The 21,235-nt window shown below is 45.7% G+C and carries 23 protein-coding genes and 1 pseudogene; 15 read left to right on the plus strand and 9 right to left on the minus strand.

Annotation, left to right across the window (positions count from 1 at the left end):
• From C5471_RS21020 to C5471_RS21060, 9 genes are all read left to right on the plus strand, one after another.
• Positions 1 to 381 (plus strand): TIGR03749 family integrating conjugative element protein (locus C5471_RS21020; protein ID WP_166296356.1); only part of this gene is annotated, 381 nt, incomplete at its 5' end.
• Entirely contained in the window at positions 371 to 1,849 is a 1,479-nt protein-coding gene (locus C5471_RS21025) for a TIGR03752 family integrating conjugative element protein (protein WP_133813311.1), read from the plus strand. The genes C5471_RS21020 and C5471_RS21025, both read left to right, overlap by 11 nt.
• Before the next feature lie 25 nt (positions 1,850 to 1,874).
• Positions 1,875 to 2,294 (plus strand): TIGR03751 family conjugal transfer lipoprotein, encoded by a 420-nt coding sequence (locus C5471_RS21030; protein WP_133814224.1) that lies wholly within the window; start codon positions 1,875 to 1,877, stop codon positions 2,292 to 2,294.
• Positions 2,291 to 5,173: a conjugative transfer ATPase gene (locus C5471_RS21035; RefSeq protein WP_133813312.1), complete on the plus strand. Its 2,883-nt coding sequence runs from the start codon at positions 2,291 to 2,293 to the stop codon at positions 5,171 to 5,173. Before C5471_RS21030 ends, C5471_RS21035 begins: the two co-directional genes overlap by 4 nt.
• Positions 5,170 to 5,580 (plus strand): TIGR03757 family integrating conjugative element protein, encoded by a 411-nt coding sequence (locus C5471_RS21040; protein WP_133813313.1) that lies wholly within the window; start codon positions 5,170 to 5,172, stop codon positions 5,578 to 5,580. Before C5471_RS21035 ends, C5471_RS21040 begins: the two co-directional genes overlap by 4 nt.
• Before the next feature lie 53 nt (positions 5,581 to 5,633).
• Positions 5,634 to 6,575 carry a TIGR03756 family integrating conjugative element protein gene (locus tag C5471_RS21045; protein ID WP_166296362.1) on the plus strand — a complete coding sequence of 314 codons (942 nt, stop codon included), beginning with the start codon at positions 5,634 to 5,636 and terminating at the stop codon, positions 6,573 to 6,575.
• A 15-nt stretch (positions 6,576 to 6,590) separates the two neighbouring features.
• On the plus strand, positions 6,591 to 8,018 hold the full coding sequence (locus C5471_RS21050; protein ID WP_133813314.1) for an integrating conjugative element protein: 1,428 nt from the start codon (positions 6,591 to 6,593) through the stop codon (positions 8,016 to 8,018).
• Positions 8,018 to 8,392 (plus strand): hypothetical protein, encoded by a 375-nt coding sequence (locus C5471_RS21055; protein ID WP_166296358.1) that lies wholly within the window; start codon positions 8,018 to 8,020, stop codon positions 8,390 to 8,392. The genes C5471_RS21050 and C5471_RS21055 overlap by 1 nt, the downstream gene beginning before the upstream one ends.
• Positions 8,389 to 9,888, plus strand: a complete 1,500-nt coding sequence (locus C5471_RS21060) for a conjugal transfer protein TraG N-terminal domain-containing protein (RefSeq protein ID WP_133813316.1) — start codon at positions 8,389 to 8,391, stop codon at positions 9,886 to 9,888. Before C5471_RS21055 ends, C5471_RS21060 begins: the two co-directional genes overlap by 4 nt.
• Before the next feature lie 39 nt (positions 9,889 to 9,927).
• On the opposite strand, the gene C5471_RS21065 is transcribed toward C5471_RS21060, so the two are convergent.
• Positions 9,928 to 10,296, minus strand: a complete 369-nt coding sequence (locus C5471_RS21065; protein ID WP_133813317.1) for a hypothetical protein — start codon at positions 10,294 to 10,296, stop codon at positions 9,928 to 9,930.
• A gap of 387 nt (positions 10,297 to 10,683) precedes the next feature.
• On the minus strand, positions 10,684 to 11,637 hold the full coding sequence (locus C5471_RS21070) for an Abi family protein (protein WP_133813318.1): 954 nt from the start codon (positions 11,635 to 11,637) through the stop codon (positions 10,684 to 10,686).
• Positions 11,638 to 11,804: 167 nt separating this feature from the next.
• Here C5471_RS21070 and C5471_RS24940 point away from each other — a divergent pair, with 167 nt between their 5' ends.
• The gene (locus C5471_RS24940) at positions 11,805 to 11,936 is read left to right on the plus strand and encodes a hypothetical protein (RefSeq protein WP_278250183.1); all 132 of its coding nucleotides are present in this window, start codon (positions 11,805 to 11,807) and stop codon (positions 11,934 to 11,936) included.
• 605 nt (positions 11,937 to 12,541) lie between these two features.
• On the opposite strand, the gene C5471_RS21075 is transcribed toward C5471_RS24940, so the two are convergent.
• The gene (locus tag C5471_RS21075; RefSeq protein ID WP_133813319.1) at positions 12,542 to 13,120 is read right to left on the minus strand and encodes a helix-turn-helix domain-containing protein; all 579 of its coding nucleotides are present in this window, start codon (positions 13,118 to 13,120) and stop codon (positions 12,542 to 12,544) included.
• Between the two features lie 235 nt (positions 13,121 to 13,355).
• Here C5471_RS21075 and C5471_RS21080 point away from each other — a divergent pair, with 235 nt between their 5' ends.
• Together C5471_RS21080 and C5471_RS21085 are read left to right on the plus strand one after the other, a co-directional pair.
• Positions 13,356 to 13,580, plus strand: a complete 225-nt coding sequence (locus C5471_RS21080; RefSeq protein ID WP_228902821.1) for a helix-turn-helix domain-containing protein — start codon at positions 13,356 to 13,358, stop codon at positions 13,578 to 13,580.
• A gap of 254 nt (positions 13,581 to 13,834) precedes the next feature.
• Positions 13,835 to 14,197 (plus strand): hypothetical protein, encoded by a 363-nt coding sequence (locus tag C5471_RS21085; RefSeq protein ID WP_133813320.1) that lies wholly within the window; start codon positions 13,835 to 13,837, stop codon positions 14,195 to 14,197.
• 80 nt (positions 14,198 to 14,277) lie between these two features.
• On the opposite strand, the gene C5471_RS21090 is transcribed toward C5471_RS21085, so the two are convergent.
• The 3 genes from C5471_RS21090 to C5471_RS21100 all read right to left on the minus strand — a co-directional run bounded on the left by C5471_RS21090 (position 14,278) and on the right by C5471_RS21100 (position 16,724).
• Positions 14,278 to 14,556, minus strand: coding sequence for a hypothetical protein (locus tag C5471_RS21090; RefSeq protein WP_133813321.1), 279 nt, complete (start codon positions 14,554 to 14,556; stop codon positions 14,278 to 14,280).
• A gap of 109 nt (positions 14,557 to 14,665) precedes the next feature.
• On the minus strand, positions 14,666 to 15,496 hold the full coding sequence (locus C5471_RS21095) for a phosphoenolpyruvate hydrolase family protein (protein WP_133813322.1): 831 nt from the start codon (positions 15,494 to 15,496) through the stop codon (positions 14,666 to 14,668).
• Complete coding sequence (locus C5471_RS21100) at positions 15,480 to 16,724, minus strand: Tm-1-like ATP-binding domain-containing protein (protein WP_133813323.1); 1,245 nt, start codon at positions 16,722 to 16,724, stop codon at positions 15,480 to 15,482. The genes C5471_RS21095 and C5471_RS21100 overlap by 17 nt, the downstream gene beginning before the upstream one ends.
• Before the next feature lie 141 nt (positions 16,725 to 16,865).
• Here C5471_RS21100 and C5471_RS21105 point away from each other — a divergent pair, with 141 nt between their 5' ends.
• Positions 16,866 to 17,486, plus strand: coding sequence for a TetR/AcrR family transcriptional regulator (locus tag C5471_RS21105; RefSeq protein WP_133813324.1), 621 nt, complete (start codon positions 16,866 to 16,868; stop codon positions 17,484 to 17,486).
• A 330-nt stretch (positions 17,487 to 17,816) separates the two neighbouring features.
• A pseudogene (locus tag C5471_RS21110) lies at positions 17,817 to 17,951 on the plus strand (transposase domain-containing protein); the annotation flags it as partial.
• Positions 17,952 to 18,466: 515 nt separating this feature from the next.
• Here the strand turns inward: C5471_RS21110 and C5471_RS21115 are convergent.
• Both C5471_RS21115 and C5471_RS21120 read right to left on the minus strand, forming a co-directional pair.
• Entirely contained in the window at positions 18,467 to 18,703 is a 237-nt protein-coding gene (locus C5471_RS21115; RefSeq protein ID WP_133813325.1) for a helix-turn-helix domain-containing protein, read from the minus strand.
• Between the two features lie 611 nt (positions 18,704 to 19,314).
• The gene (locus C5471_RS21120) at positions 19,315 to 19,944 is read right to left on the minus strand and encodes a Tm-1-like ATP-binding domain-containing protein (protein ID WP_242688808.1); all 630 of its coding nucleotides are present in this window, start codon (positions 19,942 to 19,944) and stop codon (positions 19,315 to 19,317) included.
• Positions 19,945 to 20,084: 140 nt separating this feature from the next.
• Between C5471_RS21120 and C5471_RS21125 the strand changes: the two genes are divergently transcribed.
• On the plus strand, positions 20,085 to 20,705 hold the full coding sequence (locus tag C5471_RS21125; protein WP_133813326.1) for a TetR/AcrR family transcriptional regulator: 621 nt from the start codon (positions 20,085 to 20,087) through the stop codon (positions 20,703 to 20,705).
• Positions 20,706 to 21,003: 298 nt separating this feature from the next.
• On the opposite strand, the gene C5471_RS21130 is transcribed toward C5471_RS21125, so the two are convergent.
• Positions 21,004 to 21,235 (minus strand): hypothetical protein (locus C5471_RS21130; RefSeq protein WP_166296360.1); only part of this gene is annotated, 232 nt, incomplete at its 5' end.

Genomic DNA, 21,235 nt, shown 5'->3' on the forward strand with positions numbered 1-21,235 from the left:
TATGCGCCGTTGCGTACAGTGGAAGCTGTTCCCGGCATTCACCCTGTATCACTGGCACTGCCGGCCCGATTGACCACATTGTATCCCTCTGCGCCGGTGATAGTCTCCCCGTTAGGGGGCTGGGGGGGGGATAACCTCGCTGTGGTGGCGTTGAAAGTGCGTAACACCCACCGTGAGAACGTGGTGCTTGATCCACGCAGGTTACAGGGGCAATTCATAGCAGCGACCTTTCAGCATCGTTGGCTGGGACCGTCAGGCACGCCGGAAGACACGACTACCGTCTATCTGGTGGTGAAAGGTCGACCTGAGCGTGCCTTTCTGCCCGAGCCGGTGATATCAAGAAATTCAGCCAAGAAAAAAGGAAGCCGCCATGCAAATTAAGTCAAACGGCCTGGTGAAGTGGGTGGTGCCTATTTTTGTTATCGCGGGACTGGCGGTGGGTATCAAGAGTTGTCGGCAATCAGCGACGCCCGTCAGCCAGACAGTGAGTCATCCGGCCCTGGCGGAGCTGTCTCCCGGGGAGCTGCGGGCATTGGGGATTGAAGGAGATACCCCGGAAGATACGTTGCGCACCCTGATTGGGGCTTTGCGCAGTATCCGTATTCAGCAGGCGGCGTTGGAAAAACAAAACGCACAATTACTGGCGGACAATGAGAAATGGCGAAACGGCAGTCAGAGGATGACTGACCAGATTAACCAGGTGGTAACGGGCACCCGTGAGGAAACAGAAAAGCAACAGCAGGTACTGAAAGCGGAACAGCAAACGCTGTTTAACCGGCTTGACCAGCTAACCCGTCAGTTAGGCAATAAAAGCATGAGTACAAACACCCCTCTGGTTGAGCGCGATATTCCGCTGGGATTAGGATTGGACGATACCGGCCAAAATACGACCTCAGACGGGGACCGGCTGGTCTGGATTACCCCCCAGGATGCGTTACCGGCTGACTTACAGGTTGCAATGAGCGGTCAGCCAGCGACTCCCCGTTTTCCCGTGTCATTTCTGGAGGACAATGCACTGAGCCGTCAGAAACTGGAATACGACGGTATAACTAAAAATCAGCAAGCCATTACCGAGGGTGATACAAACGAGGCTATCCGGCCCGTTTATACCCTGCCCGAGAATACGACGCTGGTCGGCAGCCAGGCGATGACCGCATTATTAGGCCGGGTGCCGGTGAATGACAAAGTCACTGACCCGTATCCTTTTAAGATACTGCTAGGTAAAGATAACCTGACTGCCAACGGCATTGAACTGCCGGATGTGGAAGGGGCGATTGTTTCGGGTACAGCGACCGGTGATTGGACTTTGTCTTGCGTGCGCGGCAATGTCACTTCTTTAACTTTTGTCTTTGCAGACGGTACCGTCAGAACTGTGCCGAAATCGGATAATCGCACCAATGGCAACCATCACGTTCAGGGTAATAGCGGCGGCGGTATTGGCTGGTTGTCTGACGACAGTGGTATTCCGTGTATCAGCGGGACACGGAAATCCAATGCAGCCAGCTACTTGCCAACCTTATTTGCGCTTTCTGGCGGTACCGCCGCCGGTGATGTGCTGTCACAGAGCCAGCTTACCACCCAGACTAACGGTTATGGCGGTGCGACGTCATCACTGACCGGGGATGCCGGTAAAGCGGTTTTGGGACAAGCTGCGGCCGGAGGATTGAAGGCGGTGTCGGAATGGGTCAAAGCCCGTTACGGCCAAACCTTTGATGCCGTCTATGTGCCACCGGGAACCAGCGTGGCGGTACATATTACCCAACAAATACCGATTGATTACGAAACACAGGGGCGCAAGGTGAAATACCCCTTTAGCCTGGGACAGGAGAACAGTGATGGGCTGGACTGAGAAAATGCATATCTGTGGAGCCGGTATGTGCAGCGTCAGATTGAAATCAGGTTGTTGGGTTTGCCTGTTCGTAGTGACGGCGGTCCTGACCGGTTGCAGCACGTCCAAAGAAGACATGTTGCCCTCGGGAGACCAGACTATGCTGGCATTGTGGCAGGGAAAAGCCGCGTCGTCACAGACCACGCTGGAAGCCCGTCAAGTGCTGCGCCGGGGGCTGAACGAACGGGAGCAGCAGACCATGTTGGACTACACTGAAAGTTACAGTCGGACACAGGAAAATGAAATCAGTCAAACCTTCCCACGGCTACCCAATCCAGACATGGTGATGTATCTCTTTCCCCATTTGGTGGCGGGAAACTCGCCGGTGCCGGGATATAGCACGGTGTTTTCGTTTTACAGTCAGGTGCAGTACGCCCTGCCGGGTGAACGGACGGGGGCATTGTGATGTGGACGCTGTTGAATAAAGCCCGCTTGCGTAAACGGAGTCATCTATCGGAAGTTTTGGGTGAAACTGAGGTCATACTACCGTCGTCTTCCACTGTTGTTGGGCGTGAACCTTTGAGGCGTTCCGGCAAAATGACGAGCACGGATGAAGCTGCGTTGTATGACATTTGGCCGTCTATCATTGATTACCTGCCTTGGGCAGAATATTTGGATGATGAGAAGTGTTTGTTGCTGGATGATGGTCTTTCTGTCGGGGCGGTTTATACGGTTTCTCCGGTATCGACAGAAGGGCGTCCCGCTGCCCGTCTGGAAGAGATCCGTGACCAGGTGGAGGATGCGTTGCAGGACAGTCTGGAGGAAGAAGATATTTCTCCCTGGGTGGTACAGTTTTTTTGTCAGGATGAAGATGACTCGTCGTCATCGCTGACGCAGCTTCGTCAATATATCAAGCCCTGGGCACAGGGCACAGCCTTTACCGAAACGTGGCTGGCTGAGACTGAACGTCATCTGCGAGGCATTGCCCGGCCTGAAGGGCTGTTTAACGACACATTGGTCACCGGTCAACCTTGGCGAGGACAGCAACGCCGTACCCGAATGGTCGTTTATCGCTGGGTCCCGGCCGGCCAGAAGGATGCTCTGTCATCGGCAGCGTTGCTTAATCAGGTCTGTAACCGACTAACGGCCTCGCTGGCGAGCGCCAGCATTTTGTGTGAACGACAAGATGGTGAACAGGTTCATCACTGGTTACTGCGGTTATTCAATCCCGCTCCAGACTGGATTAATAAAGCGACGCTATATTGGGAGGCCCGCTACGCGGCCTGGCAGGCGGGTAAATTGCGTCCGGATAATGACTTCACGGAAACCTTGTGGTTTACCCCGCCACGTTCTGACGTGAAAAACGGTATATGGTGGTTTGATAATATTGCTCATCGAGCGGTACCGGTTGAACGGCTGCGTCGCCCACCAGAACCAGGGACGCTGACCGGTGAAGTGACCCGGGGTGAACATATTAATGCGCTGATGGATTTATTACCCTCGGGTACCCTGGTGTCACTGACCGTTGTCATACCGGCCCAGGATACCCTGGAACAGGATTTTGACCGGTTGTCAAAAAATGCAGTGGGAGAAAATACTGAATCAGGGCGAGTACGCGCAGACGTAAAAGAAGCTAAGGCTCATCTGGGGCTGAGACATAAACTGTGCCGTTCTGCACTGACCTTTCTGTTACAGGGGGCTGATGTTGACGATTTGAACCGTCGGCATCAGCAACTGGCCGCAACCCTGTTGGTCTCGGGGTTGCAGCCGGTCAAACCCGAATGTGATGTGGCACCGTTAAACGGTTATCTGCGTGCCTTACCGATGTGTTTTAACCCGCAACGAGACAAGCATCACTGGTATACCCGGTTGACTTGGGTGCAGCATGTGGCTGGGTTGTTGCCCGTGACAGGGCGGGCGACCGGCACCGGTAACCCGGGTCTGAGCTTTTTTAACCGGGGCGGTGATGTGCTGACCTTTGATCCGCAAAATAAACATGACCGCACCCAGAATGCGCATCTGTTGTTGTTCGGACCGACCGGGGCGGGGAAGTCGGCTACGCTTTGTGCGAGCCTGTCGCAGCTGATGGCGGTGCACCGTCCCCGATTATTTGTGGCGGAAGCGGGCAACAGTTTTGGGTTGTTTGCTGATTACTGTCAACGCCTGGGGCTGAGTGTCAACAAAATCGGCATTAAACCGGGCTGTGGGGTCAGTCTGGCACTGTTTGCTGATGCTCACCCATTGCTTCACATGGCATCTTCTCAGCTGGATTTGGCGGGTGAAAAGTCGGCGGAGGAAATTGAAGACGACGGGGACGATGAGCAGCGCGATATTCTGGGCGAAATGGAAATTGCGGCCCGCATGATGATCACCGGCGGGGAGAAAAAAGAGGAGGAGCGTCTGACGCGGGCGGATAGGGGCATGATCCGCGAAGCTATCATGATGGCGGCAAAAGCGAGTGTTGACGATGGCCGACAGATGATAGCGGAAGATCTGCAAAAGGCATTGTCTGTGATTGCCCGGGACAGCCGGCGGGATGAACAGGGGCGATCATTGCGTACCGAACAGCGTCGTGCCCGTGCCGAAGAGATGGCGGGGGCGATGTCAATGTTCACCAGTGGTTTTGAGGGAGAATTGTTTAATCGTCCGGGAACCCCCTGGCCAGAAGCCGATGTGACGCTGATTGACCTCGGTACGTTGGCGCGTGAAGGGTATGGTGCCCAGATGTCGCTGGCGATGGTGTCTCTGGTCAATACCATCAACAATAGGGCGGAGCGTGACCAGTTTGAGGACCGGGAAATTAATTTTGTGGTGGATGAGGCGCATATACTGACCACTAATCCGCTGTTGTCGCCCTACATGACTAAAGTGGTCAAGATGTGGCGAAAACTGGGTGCCTGGTTGTGGCTGGCGACTCAGAATTTGGCGGACTATCCGGATAGTGCGGAGAAAATGCTGAATATGGCGGAGTGGTGGTTGTGTCTGACCATGCCGCCGGATGAAGTCGAACAGATAGCGCGTTTTAAAAAGCTGTCTGAAGAACAAAAATCGGTGTTGCTGTCAGCCAGCAAACTCCCGGGCTGTTACACCGAAGGCGTGGTGTTGTCGAAAAAAGTGGAGGCGTTGTTTCGGGTAGTGCCACCCAGTGTCTATCTGGCGCTGGGTATGACGGAGAAAGAGGAAAAGGCCGAGCGCAGGGCGATTATGAAAGCGCTTCATTGCAGCGAATTGGATGCTGCCTTTGTGGTAGCGCGCAGGCTGGACCGTGCCCGAGGTCTGATATCTGGGGAAGAAGCAGATGGGCGTGATGAGGATCTCTTATCCATGCAGGGGTGCAGGTTATGAATATCAGGATATTTTGGCCGCTTTTCCCGTTGTTAATGCCGGTATCCGTGTTTGCCAGCACAGTGATATATACCGACACCAGCCATCCGCCGCGCAATGCTGATCAACGTGTCCGGGTTGTGTACCTCGATGGGGCCGAGCAGCTGCAAGCACAACAGTTTGGTCAGTTATCGGCTGATCCTCCACGGGCAGTCAAGCAGGCCCGCCAGATTTTACAGTCTCCATTGTGGCATCAACAGGAGCAGCATATCAATCAGGCTTACCAGGGGTTACTGAATGCCTGGACTTTGGGTCTTGAGAAATTCCCGGCAGTGGTTTTTGATGATAATTATGTTGTGTACGGTACGTCAGACATGAAACAGGCCTGGTTACTTTGGGATACCTATCAGCAGGAAAACCCGCCATGAAATCTTTGGATTTACCATCATTAACATGGCATTCCCGGCTGAAAAAGTTCGGCATGGTCCTGCTGCTAACGGTTGTTCTGGCACCTGTGGCCGTTGCCAGTGTGAATACGGCCCAGATTGTGGCCAGTGCCGCGTCAGTATCGTGCATCAGTTGGCGGATAAAAGGTCTCTGTTACTGGCTGCTGTGTTCTCCCTGGGGGTGCAAAGTGCGTACCTCGATAAAAGTTGAGCATTTTATTCCTCAGGCCGTGGTCTCTGTCTATAACACGCCTGATGGTAATCCCTGGACAGAAATGTCGCTGGTCAGCCAGGCAGCCGGTGGGGTGGAAAATACGGTCACCGGTGCACTTTCCGGGATAGTCATGGGGGGTGGTAATCATCAGCTAAAAATCCCAGGCAACCGAAAAAACAATCTGCATTTTAAATATGTCGATGCGATTGGGCATCCGGCCACTGCCATGATGGGCGGGAAAATTTCGGGGTATGCGTGTAAAAGTGCCGCCACGCCTTTTATGCCTTACTTTTTGAGTACTCTGGATAGCTTAGTCTGGCGGACTGGTGTGCCGGAATCATTTTATCCCGAGGCGCTTGTTCCTGGTAAACGTGAACTGGGTTATTCGTTTCGGGGCACTATGTGGGGCAATATTTATCCGCGAAGCGGGTTTGCGACACAACAGGATGATAATAAAGCGGCTGCGGTGGTAGCGCAACGGGTAGCAGACATTATCACCCGTACCGGGCAGGGGCATGTTTATCAACCCCTGCAAGGAAACCGTAAACAGGGTTACTGGCCGCCAGGCGCAGTCGTCGAAAATACGGGTAACCGAAACCATCAATGGCAACGTATAGCGCCTAAGATGAGCGCATCTTGTGCTGTTTTTCCGGATAACAGCGGGGAAACCGCGAGGGACGGGAATTATGCCTTTGCATTGTGGCAACCGTACAGTTGTTGTCAGCGACGCGGACAGACTTTTCTTTACAGTACTGATTTTTGAGACTGGGATCATGGGATGAGACAACGATTATTTTTGCCTGGATTGATAGCACTGGCGTTTATGCGTACTCCTGTTGTCCAGGCGGCAGGTTTTGCCATTGCGGACAGCCCGATAGGTTACGGGAAAAGCCTGAATGGGGCGGTATCGGACAAACTGTTTTACAACCTGGGGGGCGGATCAGTGATATCGCAGCCGGCGACCCGCAGCCATCTGCAACATCTGGGCGGATTAAACCTCGGTTGGAGCAGTGACCTGATGTGCGGTCACTTTGATTTGAAAACGACGGTAGGGAATCAGCTTAATGGCCTGACTTCGGGGTTTAAAAACCTGATGGGGGAAGTGGTGCAGGGGGCGACGGGAGCCGTCGCCAGTTTGCCGGCAATGGTTATCCAGCGGGCTAATCCGGGATTGTATGACATGCTGACCAACGGGGTGTTACAGGCAGGTATTGCGTTCGACAAATCACAACTCAGCTGCCAGAACATGTCACAGCGTATGATGGATTTCTCGGACAGCAGTAAATGGACTAAAGCGGCGTTGATGGAGGAATATAAGACGCTGGTGAATACCAGTAATGGTGATGCGGTTGGCACGACACAAAAAATGGAGGTTGCGGACGGTACACAAGGTTCAAATTGGATTGGGGGTGAAAAACGGGGAGGAAAAGGGCAGAAAGCCATTCAGCCTGTCCGGGATCTGGCAAAAGCCGGCTTCAATATGATGAACAACCTGCCGGCGAATAGCCATGCCAATGTCAACCGCACCCAATGTAATGGCGCTGCTTGCCAGAAATTCAAGAACAGTGAAGAAGCCGCCGCTGCGGTCGTCAGGGTGTTAGGTGATCGTTCGGTTCGTACCTGTACTGACAGTCGTCAGTGTACCCGTGGGGGTACCGAAGACCAGCCGGGTGCAAGTGTCGCTGGGACGGGGTTTGCGCCGATGCTGGAAGAGGCGACCAGAACCAACATTGAGCAATTGATGAAACTGGTCAGCGGGGAAAATGCGCCTACGGTAGTCAATCTGGCAAAACTTAAAACGGGTAGCTTGGCGGTGACTCGTGGGGTTATCCAGGCACTGAAACGTGATCCGGATAGTGGTGCGCTGGTGAGTCGGTTGGCCAGTGAGTTAGCGATGGCAGACACCATTGAGACTGCGCTCACTATGCGGCGAATGTTGATGACCGGGCAGGCAGAACCGAATGCCGCTGCGCAGGCGCAGGCTATGGCAGAGAGTGATCGTCGCATTGCGACACTGGACAGAGAAATCACTGCCCTGAAGAATGAAATGGAGTTGCGCCGGGCGATTGCACAAAATACCGCACTGACTACGCTTGAGCGTGAGCAAAATCGGGTTGAAATGAATCTGCAACGGCAATCCACCGATAATACCGACAGCCGTATTCACACCTTGTCTGTGCCGCCGAAAGGGCGTGAAGGACAATAATGATGTCTGAGCAAAGTGAAATCCGGGTACCTGCTGGCACTACACAGAGGTTGATAGTAGGACTGAAACGGCATTTCAGGCGGGGGTTAATCGTCACGTTGATGATGGGAGGCATGTTACTTGTTGCCACAATTGGCCTGGCGTATCCGTCTCAGTTCAATGCCTTACAACATTGGATGGACACGACCCGTTACGGCTGGCTGGCCTGGCGATTGGCCATGTACAGTGTTATTGCCTGTTTTATGTGGAAGTGTTGGCGACTTCCATTGCCGTTAACACAACAAGCTGCTCTGAAACGGATTGCACTCATTTCGCTGGGATTGGTGGGATGTTGTGAGTATGCCCTGTTCTTCGTCTCCGGAGAGCCGTCATGACAACTTACAGCTATCTGGAATATTTTCTGACCCTGCTGGGCTGGATAGTGAATAATGGCTTGTGGAATATGCTGTTGGCCACCGGGTTATTTGTGCTGCCGCTGACATTCAAAATGATAGGTATCTGGCTGAAAGTCCGGGAAGAAGGGGAGGATGAAGGAAATAAGGGCCTGCTCTCAGTGACCCGGATTGAAAACACCTTGTATGGCGCTTTTCTGGTGATGATTGTTTGCTGTGTGCCGTTGGTCAATGTGAGTCTGAGTACCATTACGTATGATGACTCGCGGGCAAAAAGTTGCGGCACCTGGACACCGAAACCGGCTGAAACAGGTTATGCGTCCGTGATATCGTCGCTTGATGGTAAAACAGCGGCGGCTCCGGTTTGGTGGACATGGGTTCATCAGATTTCCAAAGGGGTGACTCAGGCCGCAATAGCTTCTCTTCCCTGTCGTCCCGACCTGAGGCAACTGCGTTTTGAGGTCCAGCATACGCGGATTAATAATCCGGCCCTGGCGCAGATATTACAGGATTTCACCCATGACTGTTATGCGCTGGCATTGTATCAGTGGAAACGCCGGGACGAAGGAAGAACCCGGGATGAGGTGGTATTACGGGATATTGAATGGTTGGGGTCAAAAACGTTTCTGAATGGTGCGGGTTATTATGATGTGCTTCAGTCAAAAACGCCTCGTTCGGATTTTCCCTGGAAACCGCACCGGGATGATGGTTTGGCTAATACGGGGCAGGGGGGATATCCGACCTGTAAGGAATGGTGGTCAGACAGTCAGGTAGGATTGGAAAAACAGGTGATGGCACAGGCTGAGCCAGGCATGTGGTTTCGGCTATCGGCGGCATTGAAACTGATGGGCAAAGAGACGTCAGAATACAAAGAAGCGGTGATACGGCGTTTGGTGAGCCCGGAAAGCTTGACCGCATCTCAGGGGGGACATGTCTATGCAGGTTACGGCGGTAACGCGGATTTTACCCTGATGAATTCAGTGGGCCGTCTGGCCTCATTGGGCGGGATGTCGTTGGGAAGCTTGGCGGCATTTCCGGCGTTTGATGCCATGCGCCAGGCTTTACCGATGGTGCAGGCTGTTATATTGATGGCGGTGACTATCATATTACCGTTGATTATAGTATTTGCGGTTTACGAATATAAGACGGTTATTACGCTGACCTTTGTCGTGTTTGCGCTGAACTTTTTGACATTCTGGTGGGAATTGGCACGCTGGCTAGACAGTTGGCTTCTGGAGGCATTGTACAGTTCGGATACGCACAGTCGCTGGAATATGGCTGGTTTTCAGAATAGTACAGACGATATCATTATGAGTTTTGTGATGGGGACGATGTTTATTGTGCTGCCGGCATTGTGGATGGGAGCGTTGTCGTGGGCGGGAATTAAAATGGGTGACGCAGTAACAAATGCAACGAAAAATGGTTCTGCTGATATTCAGAAATCGGGTGGGAAATTAGGAGATAGAATAAGTAGGTAACATAATTATATTAAGGAGGGGAATCCCTTCCTTTATGAACTATTCATCTTTATTGTCGACATCAATATAACCGGTTGCATCATACCAGCCCCACCCATAGGGACCATCACGATATTGATTTCCGTAACCTTGTTCATCTGTAAGTTTTTTATCAATTACACCTTTATTCAGTGAAAAACCTAGGATTATTCCAAATATTAGCATAATAACCCCAACTACCATTAATGTACCCATCAGCAAAGTGGTCGCCAGACTGGCAGCAAGTAAGTAAATGGGCAAATGCCCTACCCATGTAGGGAGATTATGTTTGTGGGCTTTAGTAACACAATTTGCATCCCAGGTACGTAAACGTTGGCATAAGTTGAGATAAATTCCAGCAACTTTTGCTCCCCGAATCTGAGCACGCACATTGTACGTTGTGTGTCATGATTGTCAGTCATTGAGTAACCTCTTGTTGAGATGGTATTCATAAATAACATAATTATTTCTTGGTTAGGTTAGCCAAAAATTTAAGCGGCGTCTATGGTATGAATCGTAAAACGAGTTGTGTGTTATGCACATTTGCACGGCTGATAAAGCTCATTCACCTGACCCCATCAAAGGGTCGGGTGAATGGAAGCGGTTGGTGAGCTGGGGAGGCGAACCAACATCAGCGGTGTAACTGTGTATAACGCTTATTAAACGAAAGATGGGTAGTTATATTTTTAATCATTATGACATATATAGGCACAAATTTTTTGGTTGGTAAGGTATTGTAGCTCAGCTTATCCTTTCGTTTGTCAATATATGGTAACCCTAAAGTTCCCAGAATGGATCTGTATGCCAGATTTCTGGAAAACCAGCAGAATGTAACAGTGGTATTACTCTTGGGAATTCATGTGTTAAAGTGTAAATATCTTGGCCCACGTTTACTCCCAGTTTTAAGATTTTGCTTAAATGGTGAAGGATTGCAAGAAAAACATAGATACGATTGTTATTAGCTGGAGGTATAGAAAGGTGTGGGATAATTTCTGCTGGGGCTCTTAAATTTGAATTCCAAAGACGATTATGATGTGCACATCTGTTTCTCACATCTCTTAGTCCACTAATCCACCCAACCAGCGTTTCAAATTTTTTTACGCCAAATTCTTTGGCTAAATTGTTAAGGGTGTTTTCTCGTTCTGATATTTGAAAACGACGTTTGTCCAAGCAATCGTAAATAACAAATATATTTCCCAATGTTGCTAATTCACCGATAATCCAAAAAGGGGGTAGGAATTTATAATTATCATTTTTTTCATTATAGTACTTTTCCTTATAATGAGTGGCATATTTTTCATTACAAGATGTAAATGAATTTGATAATTTTGAACGTAATAAGTTTATTTTATTTGTTTTTTTATTAAAGAAATTTTTATCGTCGAGATACCAAAATGGATCATCTGTATATTCTGATATAGTGTGATCTAGCCTACTGCGAAATTTTATTTCGAGTCGAGAAATTATGCGAAATATGTAATTGCGTAATGATTCATCGAAACGATAAATATCAAGGCCATTTTCAAAAAAAACGCCATCACGAAATTGTTTTTTTCCTTCTTCATCTTGATACATGAACTGGAATAGGTAAATTTTAAAATGATAATAGCTGATAAATGATAATATGTGTTCGGCTAGTGCTTTATCTTTGAAATTTAGCCCCTTTTCCTCTAAATCACTAATAAGGTCTATAGGTTTGCGATGCAACTTTGCGTAGGGGATATGAACCATGATTTAAGATTCCATAAAAAAAGCCCGCTTACGTTCCCGGAGGAAGGTAGCGAGCGTTGTCGATGCTTATGCTACCAGAGAAGAGAAAGATGTCAATAGCATATCAATGGGTTTTTGCCTTAATAGTAGGTGTTTGACGCTATCTGTTTGTTGCTGTAGGATCCCTGTTGCTGATTGTGGCTATTGTTGCCAGCAACGTGCTAGGGTCACAGATGATGGAAATCATGCTGCTGATGCCGAAAGATATTTGGGGTAAACCCTTTGTGGAGAAATCAACAGGGGTTTTCTCGCTTTTTTAATTAAAAAGGCAAAATTAGTATACGGAAATCCTATATACAGGCATTTGTTAGTACTATAATCAATCGTACATCTTTTTTGTCTCAACAGAAGGTATATTCATAAGAAAGCTTTAAGTCATACGGTTTCTCAGCATCGTGAACATCAGAAAAACACAGATTTTTGGTTTTTATAGCTGTAGTACTAAATGATGATAGGGGAAGGTTATGCAATCAAAACGCCGAATTTCCGAACTTAAGCAAATGTCCGTAAAAGAGCGCAAAATTGAAGGCATGCGTCGAGCTAAGGCTGCTTTTTCTGGCTGAACGTACAGGTATGTTAACAAAGCGTCCTGTTATCGTTGAGTGCTGATTTCTTCGTTAGATTGATAAAACTTTGTCAATGACTTCCTTTTGAGTGGTGGTAAGTTTTTAGGTTGGTTTACCTAGTTTGCAATTACTCTTCCGGTGTTTTACCCAATTGACCCACACACTTAGTTCTCCGTGCTGCTTTCTTAATGTACTGCATGTTTGCTTGGTTATCCAGTTGGCTAAGTGAGAATTGAAAGGTATCGTCATTCTATACCTTGTGTTTACTCTACACTATTATGATCACTAATTGACGGTGTTTAATTTTTTTCTTGACTTATCAGTGTAGTAATGTAAAGAAAAATTTCTTTATCTGTTGATTCATTCCCTGCTAAAGCTATCTTTATTGCTTGTTTAAGAGTTTCTCTAATAGGCAATTCATTGATGGTATCTTCAATTGTAGATGTTTTGGTTTTAGGAGGTTCAGCAAGTATCCCTTCTATACCTTTGCGGTGAATTAGTCTTATTAATGCATCTACATCTTTATCTTCCAATGAATCTAAAATAGATTGCCATGCTGTGCTTCTTTCCGTTGAGCTTTTTAGTTGTTCATGAATGGTTGTGGTTTGATTGTGAGGTTGTAACTGATAATCACCAGTTGCAAGCCAATCTAGGGTGACACCTTCAATATCGCAGATTGATTGAGCTACATTGAGAGCAGGGATTGAGTCCCTTATGATGTAGTTATTCAGTGTTGAATACGATAATCCCCATTCTTTAGCTGCGGTTCTTACACTACGGCTGCCGATAAGATAAAGAAGTCTCTCCTTAAAGGTTTCTTTTTGGTCTTGTTCAAAAGAATCCATATTATGCTGTGCTTCCTTTCTTTTTTTAACCATATAACCACCTGAAAAAACAGATTTCCTGAAATTAATAAGTGAAATTATCTCAATTGAGTTAATATTTTCTTTCCAAGGTCTCAATTTAGATCTATACTATACTCTAGTACAAGTAATCCTATAAATAGGGGTAGCTTGCACTGGTAACCTTTTAGGGTAATTGAAATACAAATTGAAGTAAAACGTGCCATCAAAATTGTATGTAGCACGAAATATATCTTATTGGAGAATTCTTGTGGAGAAAAAAGATTGGCATTCGGCAGATATTATCGCCGCGTTGAAAAAGAAAGGAACGTCATTGGCGGCTGTTTCTAGAGAAGCAGGGCTGGCATCGTCAACGTTATCTAATGCCTTGCAAAGACCTTGGTGTAAAGGTGAAACAATTATTGCAAACGCACTGGGACAGAAGCCTGATGAAATCTGGCCTTCCCGTTACCAGAAAAGGAGGAAGAGATCTTGATCTCCAAGCGAAAGAATATGGTGACAGTTATAGGAACCATAAAAGCAACGCTCTGAAAGTGCTGCAACACAATCAGAGCGTCTAACCACAACATTACAAGAACTAATGTATGGCTAATATGAATAGTAACATATCCTCATACTCAAAGCGTTATACATTTAACGCGCAATCTAATGTAGAAACCGAAGCACATACCTTGCTTACAGACTTTTCTTTGGTTTTAATTTTTTCTAAATCAATTGAGAAGCAATATTATGCACAGTAGCATCCCAGACATTCTCGACGACAGTAATATACCTGATCTGGATATCTTATGGTCTGCCATGTCGGATGCAATTGCATCACTGGATTTTTCATGTATTAGCGATACTGTACTGTGTCAGTTAATTGAATCATCCAAAGAAAATACTATGGGCATGTGTCATAGTGTAACTTTTCTTGGTGACTCAATGTTGTCGTTTGCCAGTAATAATATCCATGAATTTACTCCAGAGAGTTTATGTCAGCTCGGGCATAGTCTAGCAGCGGTGAGTTCTCTATTACCGATGTTGTTTACTCTGCATGAAAAAGCGAGTGGTGAATATCATCGTAGGGCTTTGAAAAACGAAATAAAATAGCCTTGTCGAATGAAACCGGAAAATTTTTGGATGGTTTTCCGGTTTAAAGGCATAAACTATGGCCAACAGGGTGTTCGATACTATCGGTACTCATCGGGGTCGATTTTTCCCTTTCCTGGGGCTTGAACTGGTACCGGGATGTCGTCACCAGGCACTTTGCCCGGCATCATCACGTACTGACGAGTTCGTTGACTGTCCCTGATCAGCGACCCAGCGTGGTGCGGTGGCCGGGGTTTCTGTCCAGTCATTTTTTCGTTAACATCGCTGAGTAAGCCCCGGAGACAAGCGAGACTGAGTTGTTGCGACTGGTAGGATGAAATAAGGGAGCCAGACAGGCATATGTTGGCTGGGCATGGCATATTGGGCACCTTTCCATATTTTGAGGAAAAGAAAACCATGCGTCATCATAACGTAACAGATATTACGGTTGTAGTACTAAGTTTCCACATAGTTTAAGTATAATTCCCACTAACCCCGATTAATTTCTTTAAATTTCTGGATAGTGTGTTTGATGGCTTGTTCTGTTGGCAAACGCTCCATTGAACTGGCACCATAGAACCCATGACAATTGGGACAATGAGCCATAATATAGGCGACATCGTCCGGTTCCGAAATTGGGCCGCCGTGACACAAAATAATAATGTCATTTCGGATAGTTTTAGCTGCCAAAGCACAAGCATTAACGATTGGTATACAAGATTTCAGATCATATGATGTATTAGCACTAATATCACCGCCAGTGGTTAGCCCCAGATGTACGACGATGATATCAGCACCTGCCTGTGCCATCGCTTCAGCCTCTTTTGCATTGAAAACATAAGGAGTGGTAATCATTCCTTTTTCATGTGCCAGGCGGATTAGCTTCACCTCCAGGGCATAGCCCATGCCTGTTTCTTCCAGGTTTTTTCTGAACTTTCCATCAATGAGTCCTACTGTTGGGAAGTTCTGAATACCAGCAAAACCTTGAGCCTTCAGTTCATCCAGGAAAAGAGATAAATTACAGAATGGATCAGTACCGCAGACACCCGCCAATACAGGTGTTTCCTTAACTATTGGCAATATTTCATTACCCATTTCTCTGACAATTTCGTTTGCATTACCGTATGGCATTAATCCGGCCAATGATCCTCTGCCAGCCATTCTGAAGCGTCCAGAATTATATACGATAATGAGGTCTGCCCCTCCTGCTTCTTCGCAACGCGCCGAAAGACCCGTGCCTGCACTTGCTCCAATAATAGTTTCGTTACGTTCGATTTTTTGTTTTATAGTTTCAATAATCTGATTATATTTTTTCTTCATAAGAAATTCCCTGGTGTTCTACAATTTCCTTGAATTGTTGTATTACAAGAGTACAAAATTGTGGTGAATTGATGTGAAAAGGTGTTTTTATAACTTTTCGCAATTCTGTTTGTTTTATTGTTTTTTTTAGTCCATGACAGAAAGCCTGCGTTGATGCAGGTAAATAAAAAGGTTGTTCAGGGCAATCTAGCGCAGAGAATCCGCCTTCCGGAATAATGAATCGAATAGGTCCATTACACTTATTAAGTTTGTTCCCTATCCAGATACCAAGCTGATAGTTTTCTTCAGGTGTGGTTCGCATCAATGTCACCTGAGAATTATGTTCGACAAATAGCCTATTGCTGTAGCGTTCTGGAACCGTGTCCTTTGCACCAAAATTAACCATGTCCAAAGCACCAGTACTGCCGATCCACGGAATGCTTTTTTTTGCAATGACGTCTAAACGTGTGTCAGGACAACCCAAAACACCCCCAAATAACAGATCGGCAATTTCTGTTAATGTAATATCCAAAACACAAACTAATTCGTCGTCCTTAGCCAATTTCTCCATGCTTGCTCCACCATTGCCGGTAGCATGAAAAGCCAGGCAATCGTATTGAGTATTTAACTCAGTAGTGAGCTGATTAATGCACGGAGTCGTCATACCAAACATCGTCAACCCTAAAGCGGGTTTATGAATATCAGCCAATGGCGTAAAATAATTGACAGAGCCCGCCATCATATTTGCCGCATTAGACAATACTGCACGGGAAATACGGTTTAGTCCGTTGAGATCGGTTACCGTATACAGCATGGCAATATCGCTGCCCCTAACGTAGGCTGAGATATTCCCTGACGCCATAGTGGATACCATGATTTTAGGCAAACCGATCGGCAGGCTTTGCATAGCCGGAGCAATCAGCGCGGTTCCGCCTGAGCCGCCGATACCAATCATCCCCGCGATATTGTCGATTGAACTGTTCAGGAAATGCGTGAGGGCGACAGACATCGCTGTTATCGCTTTATTCCGCACGCCACAAAAAACGGAATCGATGCCAGCGGGATGAGACTCAGCCACCTGAAGTGAATGAATATCTATCTTTTTATTCTGATGATTTTTCCCGGGCGCTGATGTAGACACATCAATGATGACTGAATCAACTCCTGCGAGGTGTAAACAACACTTCAACCAGACCAGCTCGTCCAGTTTTGTGTCTGCTGTGCCAACGACAACCACAAATCGCGTCATAATGTTCACCCCATGTGGCATACCTAGTCCAAAGACAAATGTAAACCTAATTGTAATATTTTACAACATACAAGCTATTTTTTATTATTAATGATATTTTTTATTGTGAATGCTATCCGGTTAAAACTTTAAGGGGGTTAAATGATCCTGTTTGATGAAGAAAATTTGTCACCAGTCCGGCGTCGTACTTTGGAACGTATCACTCACTCAGCGCTGAAGTTATATCGTGAAAAAAAATTTCCGTCTCCTGAAGAGATTGCTAATGAAGCTGAATATGCAAAGGCCACGTTGCGCAGCTACTTTTCAACCCACAGTGATTTTGTGGAATATGTTGTAAAACAGGTCATTGGAGCATTCGTTATCCCCCCGATGGGTAATGATGCAGAGGAAAATATTGAGAAATTATTAAGATGGGGTTATGAAGAAATAGAAGCCAATGAGGCACTGATGAGGGATGCCTTACGCATTTCTCAGTTACGCTGGCAGGAATCTTTATCCGGTGAAGATAACCACAAACGACTTGTTTTGAAGAAAAAAAGTAACCGTAAAGAGACACTTTCTACCGCGTTAGCGCCGCTAAAAGGTCAGCTTAAAGATGACACAATACATAAGATTATTATGTTGATTTCAGTTTTATATGGTACAGAGGCGATGACAATTCTGAAAGATACTTTTGGTTTAGAAAATGACGAAATCATCAACTTAACGAGTTGGGCTGCAAAGTTGATTGTTCGGCAGGCCATTAATGAAGAGCTAAAATAATCAGAAGATCATTTTTTAACATAAAGGGTAAAAAACCGGGCACGAGGCCCGGTAAAAGTTTCTTTTGGCACCGATAATTTCTGTCACCAATCCTCTGATTAGATATAACCTGAATTCTGGATAAAAAAATTGAACTAACTGCCTGTTCGAAAAACAGAGTTTTCCACCAAGAAAAAACCGTCCCTGACTATCACTGTTTCATTTTGGTACAATTGATGCCACGTGGGACGTCCATTGCATCAGATCAGGCCTGAGCTAGACACTTTTAGTGGGCGCGGGTTGAAGTGTCAGATGCTTAGTTATATCGTTATTATCGCTATCCGGTACACCAGTCTTATCGGTACCTGTCGGCTAAATAAAGTGGATCCCGAGATCTGGCTACGCCATGTCATCAGTCATATCGCGGACTGGCCTGCAAACCGGGTGCATGAACTGCTGCCCCTGGAAGGTCATCTCACTGTTTAGCCACCGTCAATACGGTCTGAATGCGTCGCTTACATAGGGGGAGCGGGAGTATTTGAATATTCATCATTATCAATAAATCAGAGTCATTACCAAAGAAAGCGCTACCGACCTTGATTAAGAGATATAAATAAAGGTTCAAAGGTAGCGCTTAAATTATATTTACAACTTTCTCATGTAAATTTTAAAAAGAATTTTAACCAACCCTGGATTATTAATAACATCAGCATCTTTTTCCTCATTATACGCGACAAGAGTACGATAAACTTCTTTATTTATATCACACGCCAATGTAATAAGACCCGACAAGGGTTATAAACATTCTTTAGCTACTTTTTCAAGGATCACCTCATATAAAGAAGTTTCCAGAACTGATATATGCATATCATTGATCTAATGAAACCTATTTTTTATAGTGCCCTCGCTGAGTACACAAAAATAATAGTGGATTTAAATTAGGACTGGATAGCATATCGACTATTATAATTAGTTCTGTTACTCAAATAATTTTGAAAATTTTACTTAATGAGATCCCCATTCTTATTAAAATATCGACTGGGCCAAATTTCTGAAGGATGTACTCCTAGTCTGTCCGCAATAATCCTCTCCCCTTTAGGCCACCGGCGTATTAATGCATTAGATAGTGTCGATGAACTCAGTCCCGATTCCCTTGATAATGCGGCAAGTGTTGTACCGCGTTTACGCAATGCAGCAATAACATCTGCCGGATGCCAGTCATTTTGAATCGTTATCATCTCTGTTTACTTCCCCTAATTGATTTATGGTGGCTATTCAAATAGGATGCATGAATCAGTGTTCATTTCCGGCAAGCAAAACCAAAACCTCTCCTGCCAGAACCGCCATGAAAAGGCTAATAACAGACACCGGCAAAAAATTTCTTACCAATGTCCATGAACACAGGACCATGATTCCGAGTTATTTATCAAATTACTATTACTAAAAAACATCCTTGTTCATTCATGACCATTACTGTTGCAAGTAATGTTTTGCGTTATTACCCTGTCAAAATAATTTTCATTTTGATCCCAAAAAGTTTTTCACTTTATTATGAGATACGCTGGGATTATTGGTGCATTTTAAGGACAGGACTAAAGCTGAACATTTTTGTTCAAAGTGAACAATGCCTTTAATGCCCTGAAGTACATAAACGTCCAATCCCAAAAATATCGGATAATTCCGATGGTTTCATCAATGGATCTCGCCTGAGCCGTTTTAAAGTTTTTTTCTGATTATCTGACATATCAAATCATTAAAACCCCTGTTTTTGCGTAGATAATTTTATTTCATTGATGAACAACAGTAAAAACAGTATTTCTATTTTAATTAGAATAAAAAATCGTAAATTTCATTGTGGGAATTTTATATTAAAAAATGCGTTCAGCTTGTTTCCATGCTTTATCGTCAACCCTAAAGCGGGTTTATGAATATCAGCCAATGGCGTAAAATAATTGACAGAGTCCGCCATCATATTTGCCGCATTAGACAATACTGCACAGGAAATACGGTTTAGTCCGTTGAGATCGGTTACCGTATAAAGCATGGCAATATCGCTGTCCCTAATGTAGGCTGAGACACTCCCTGACACCATCGTTGATACCATGATTTTAGGCAAACCGATCGGCAGGCTTTGCATAGCTGGCGTAATCAGCGCGGTTCTGCTTGAGCCGCCGATACCAATCATCCCCGCGATATCGTTGATTAAATTGTTCAGGAAATGCGTGAGGGCGACAGACATCGCTGTTATCGCTTTATTCCGTACGCCACAAAGAATGGGATCAGCGCCAGCGGGATGAGACTCAGCCACCTGAAGTGAATGAATATCTATCTTTTTATTCTGATGATTTTTCCCGGGCGCTGATGTAGACACATCAATGATGACTGAATCAACTCCTGAGAGGTGTAAACAACATTTCAACCAGACCCGCTCGTCCAGTTTTGTGTCTGCTGTGCCAACGACAACCATAAATCGCGTCATAGTGTTCACCCCATGTGGCATACCTAGTTCAAAGACAAATGTAAACCTATTGTAATATTTTACAACATGCAAGTTATTTTTTATCATTAGTGATATTTTTTATTGTGAATGCTATATGGTTAAAATTTTAAGGGGGTTAAATGATCCTGTTTGATAAAGAAAATCTGTCACCAGTCCGGCGTCGTACTTTGGAACGTATCACTCACTCAGCGCTGAAGTTATATCGTGAAAAAAAATTTCCGTCTCCTGAAGAGATTGCTAATGAAGCTGAATATGCAAAGGCCACGTTGCGCAGCTACTTTTCAACCCACAGTGATTTTGTGGAATATGTTGTAAAACAGGTCATTGGAGCATTCGTTATCCCCCCGATGGGCAATGATGCAGAGGAAAATATTGAGAAATTATTAAGATGGGGTTATGAAGAAATAGAAGCCAATGAGGCATTGATGAGGGATGCTTTACGCATTTCTCAGTTACGCTGGCAGGAATCTTTATCCGGTGAAGATAACCACAAACGACCTGTTTTGAAGAAAAAAAGTAACCGTAAAGAGACACTTTCTACGGCGTTAGCGCCGCTAAAAGGTGAGCTTAAAGATGACTCAATACATAAGATTATTATGTTGATTTCAGTTTTATATGGTACAGAGGCGATGACAATTCTGAAAGATACTTTTGGTTTAGAAAATGATGAAATCATCAACTTAACGAGTTGGGCTGCAAAGTTGATTGTTCGGCAGGCCATTAATGAGGAGCTAAAATAATCAGAAGACCATTTTCTAACACTCCCACACAAAGGGTAAAAAAACCGGGCACGAGGCCCGGTAAAAGTTTCTTTTGGTATATGGGCCTGTACATTTTGTGAGGGGTTATGTAATGTTCCGGTCATCTCACCTTGCAATGCCCGCAGCTCTTTGGCAACAGTAACGCCTGAACAAGTTGCTATCCGCCCCTGAACCTTGTCATACTCCTGCCGATATTTATCCCTAACGGCAGTTGGTGTCACCCTGACAATTAACCAGTTCCTCACTGCGCGATTGATTCTTCTCTACACTTAGGTGGTTATTGTCCACCTTTATTTTCTTTTAACTTGGACAGAATCCAGATACCGATTCCTGTGGGAATACCTGTACTAGCACCCATTTTAAAAGAGTAATAAACATCTTCTAGAGAGAAGAAAAATTGTCCATCTGTGAAATAAAAAATTGTTGCTAAAATAAGGCTGGTAATAAAAACCATACAGAAAAATAATATAAACCATAGACTGGTAAGCAATAAAAGAGCCTGATAAGTG

Source organism: Photorhabdus tasmaniensis (assembly GCF_011189505.1).
GTDB lineage: Bacteria > Pseudomonadota > Gammaproteobacteria > Enterobacterales > Enterobacteriaceae > Photorhabdus > Photorhabdus tasmaniensis.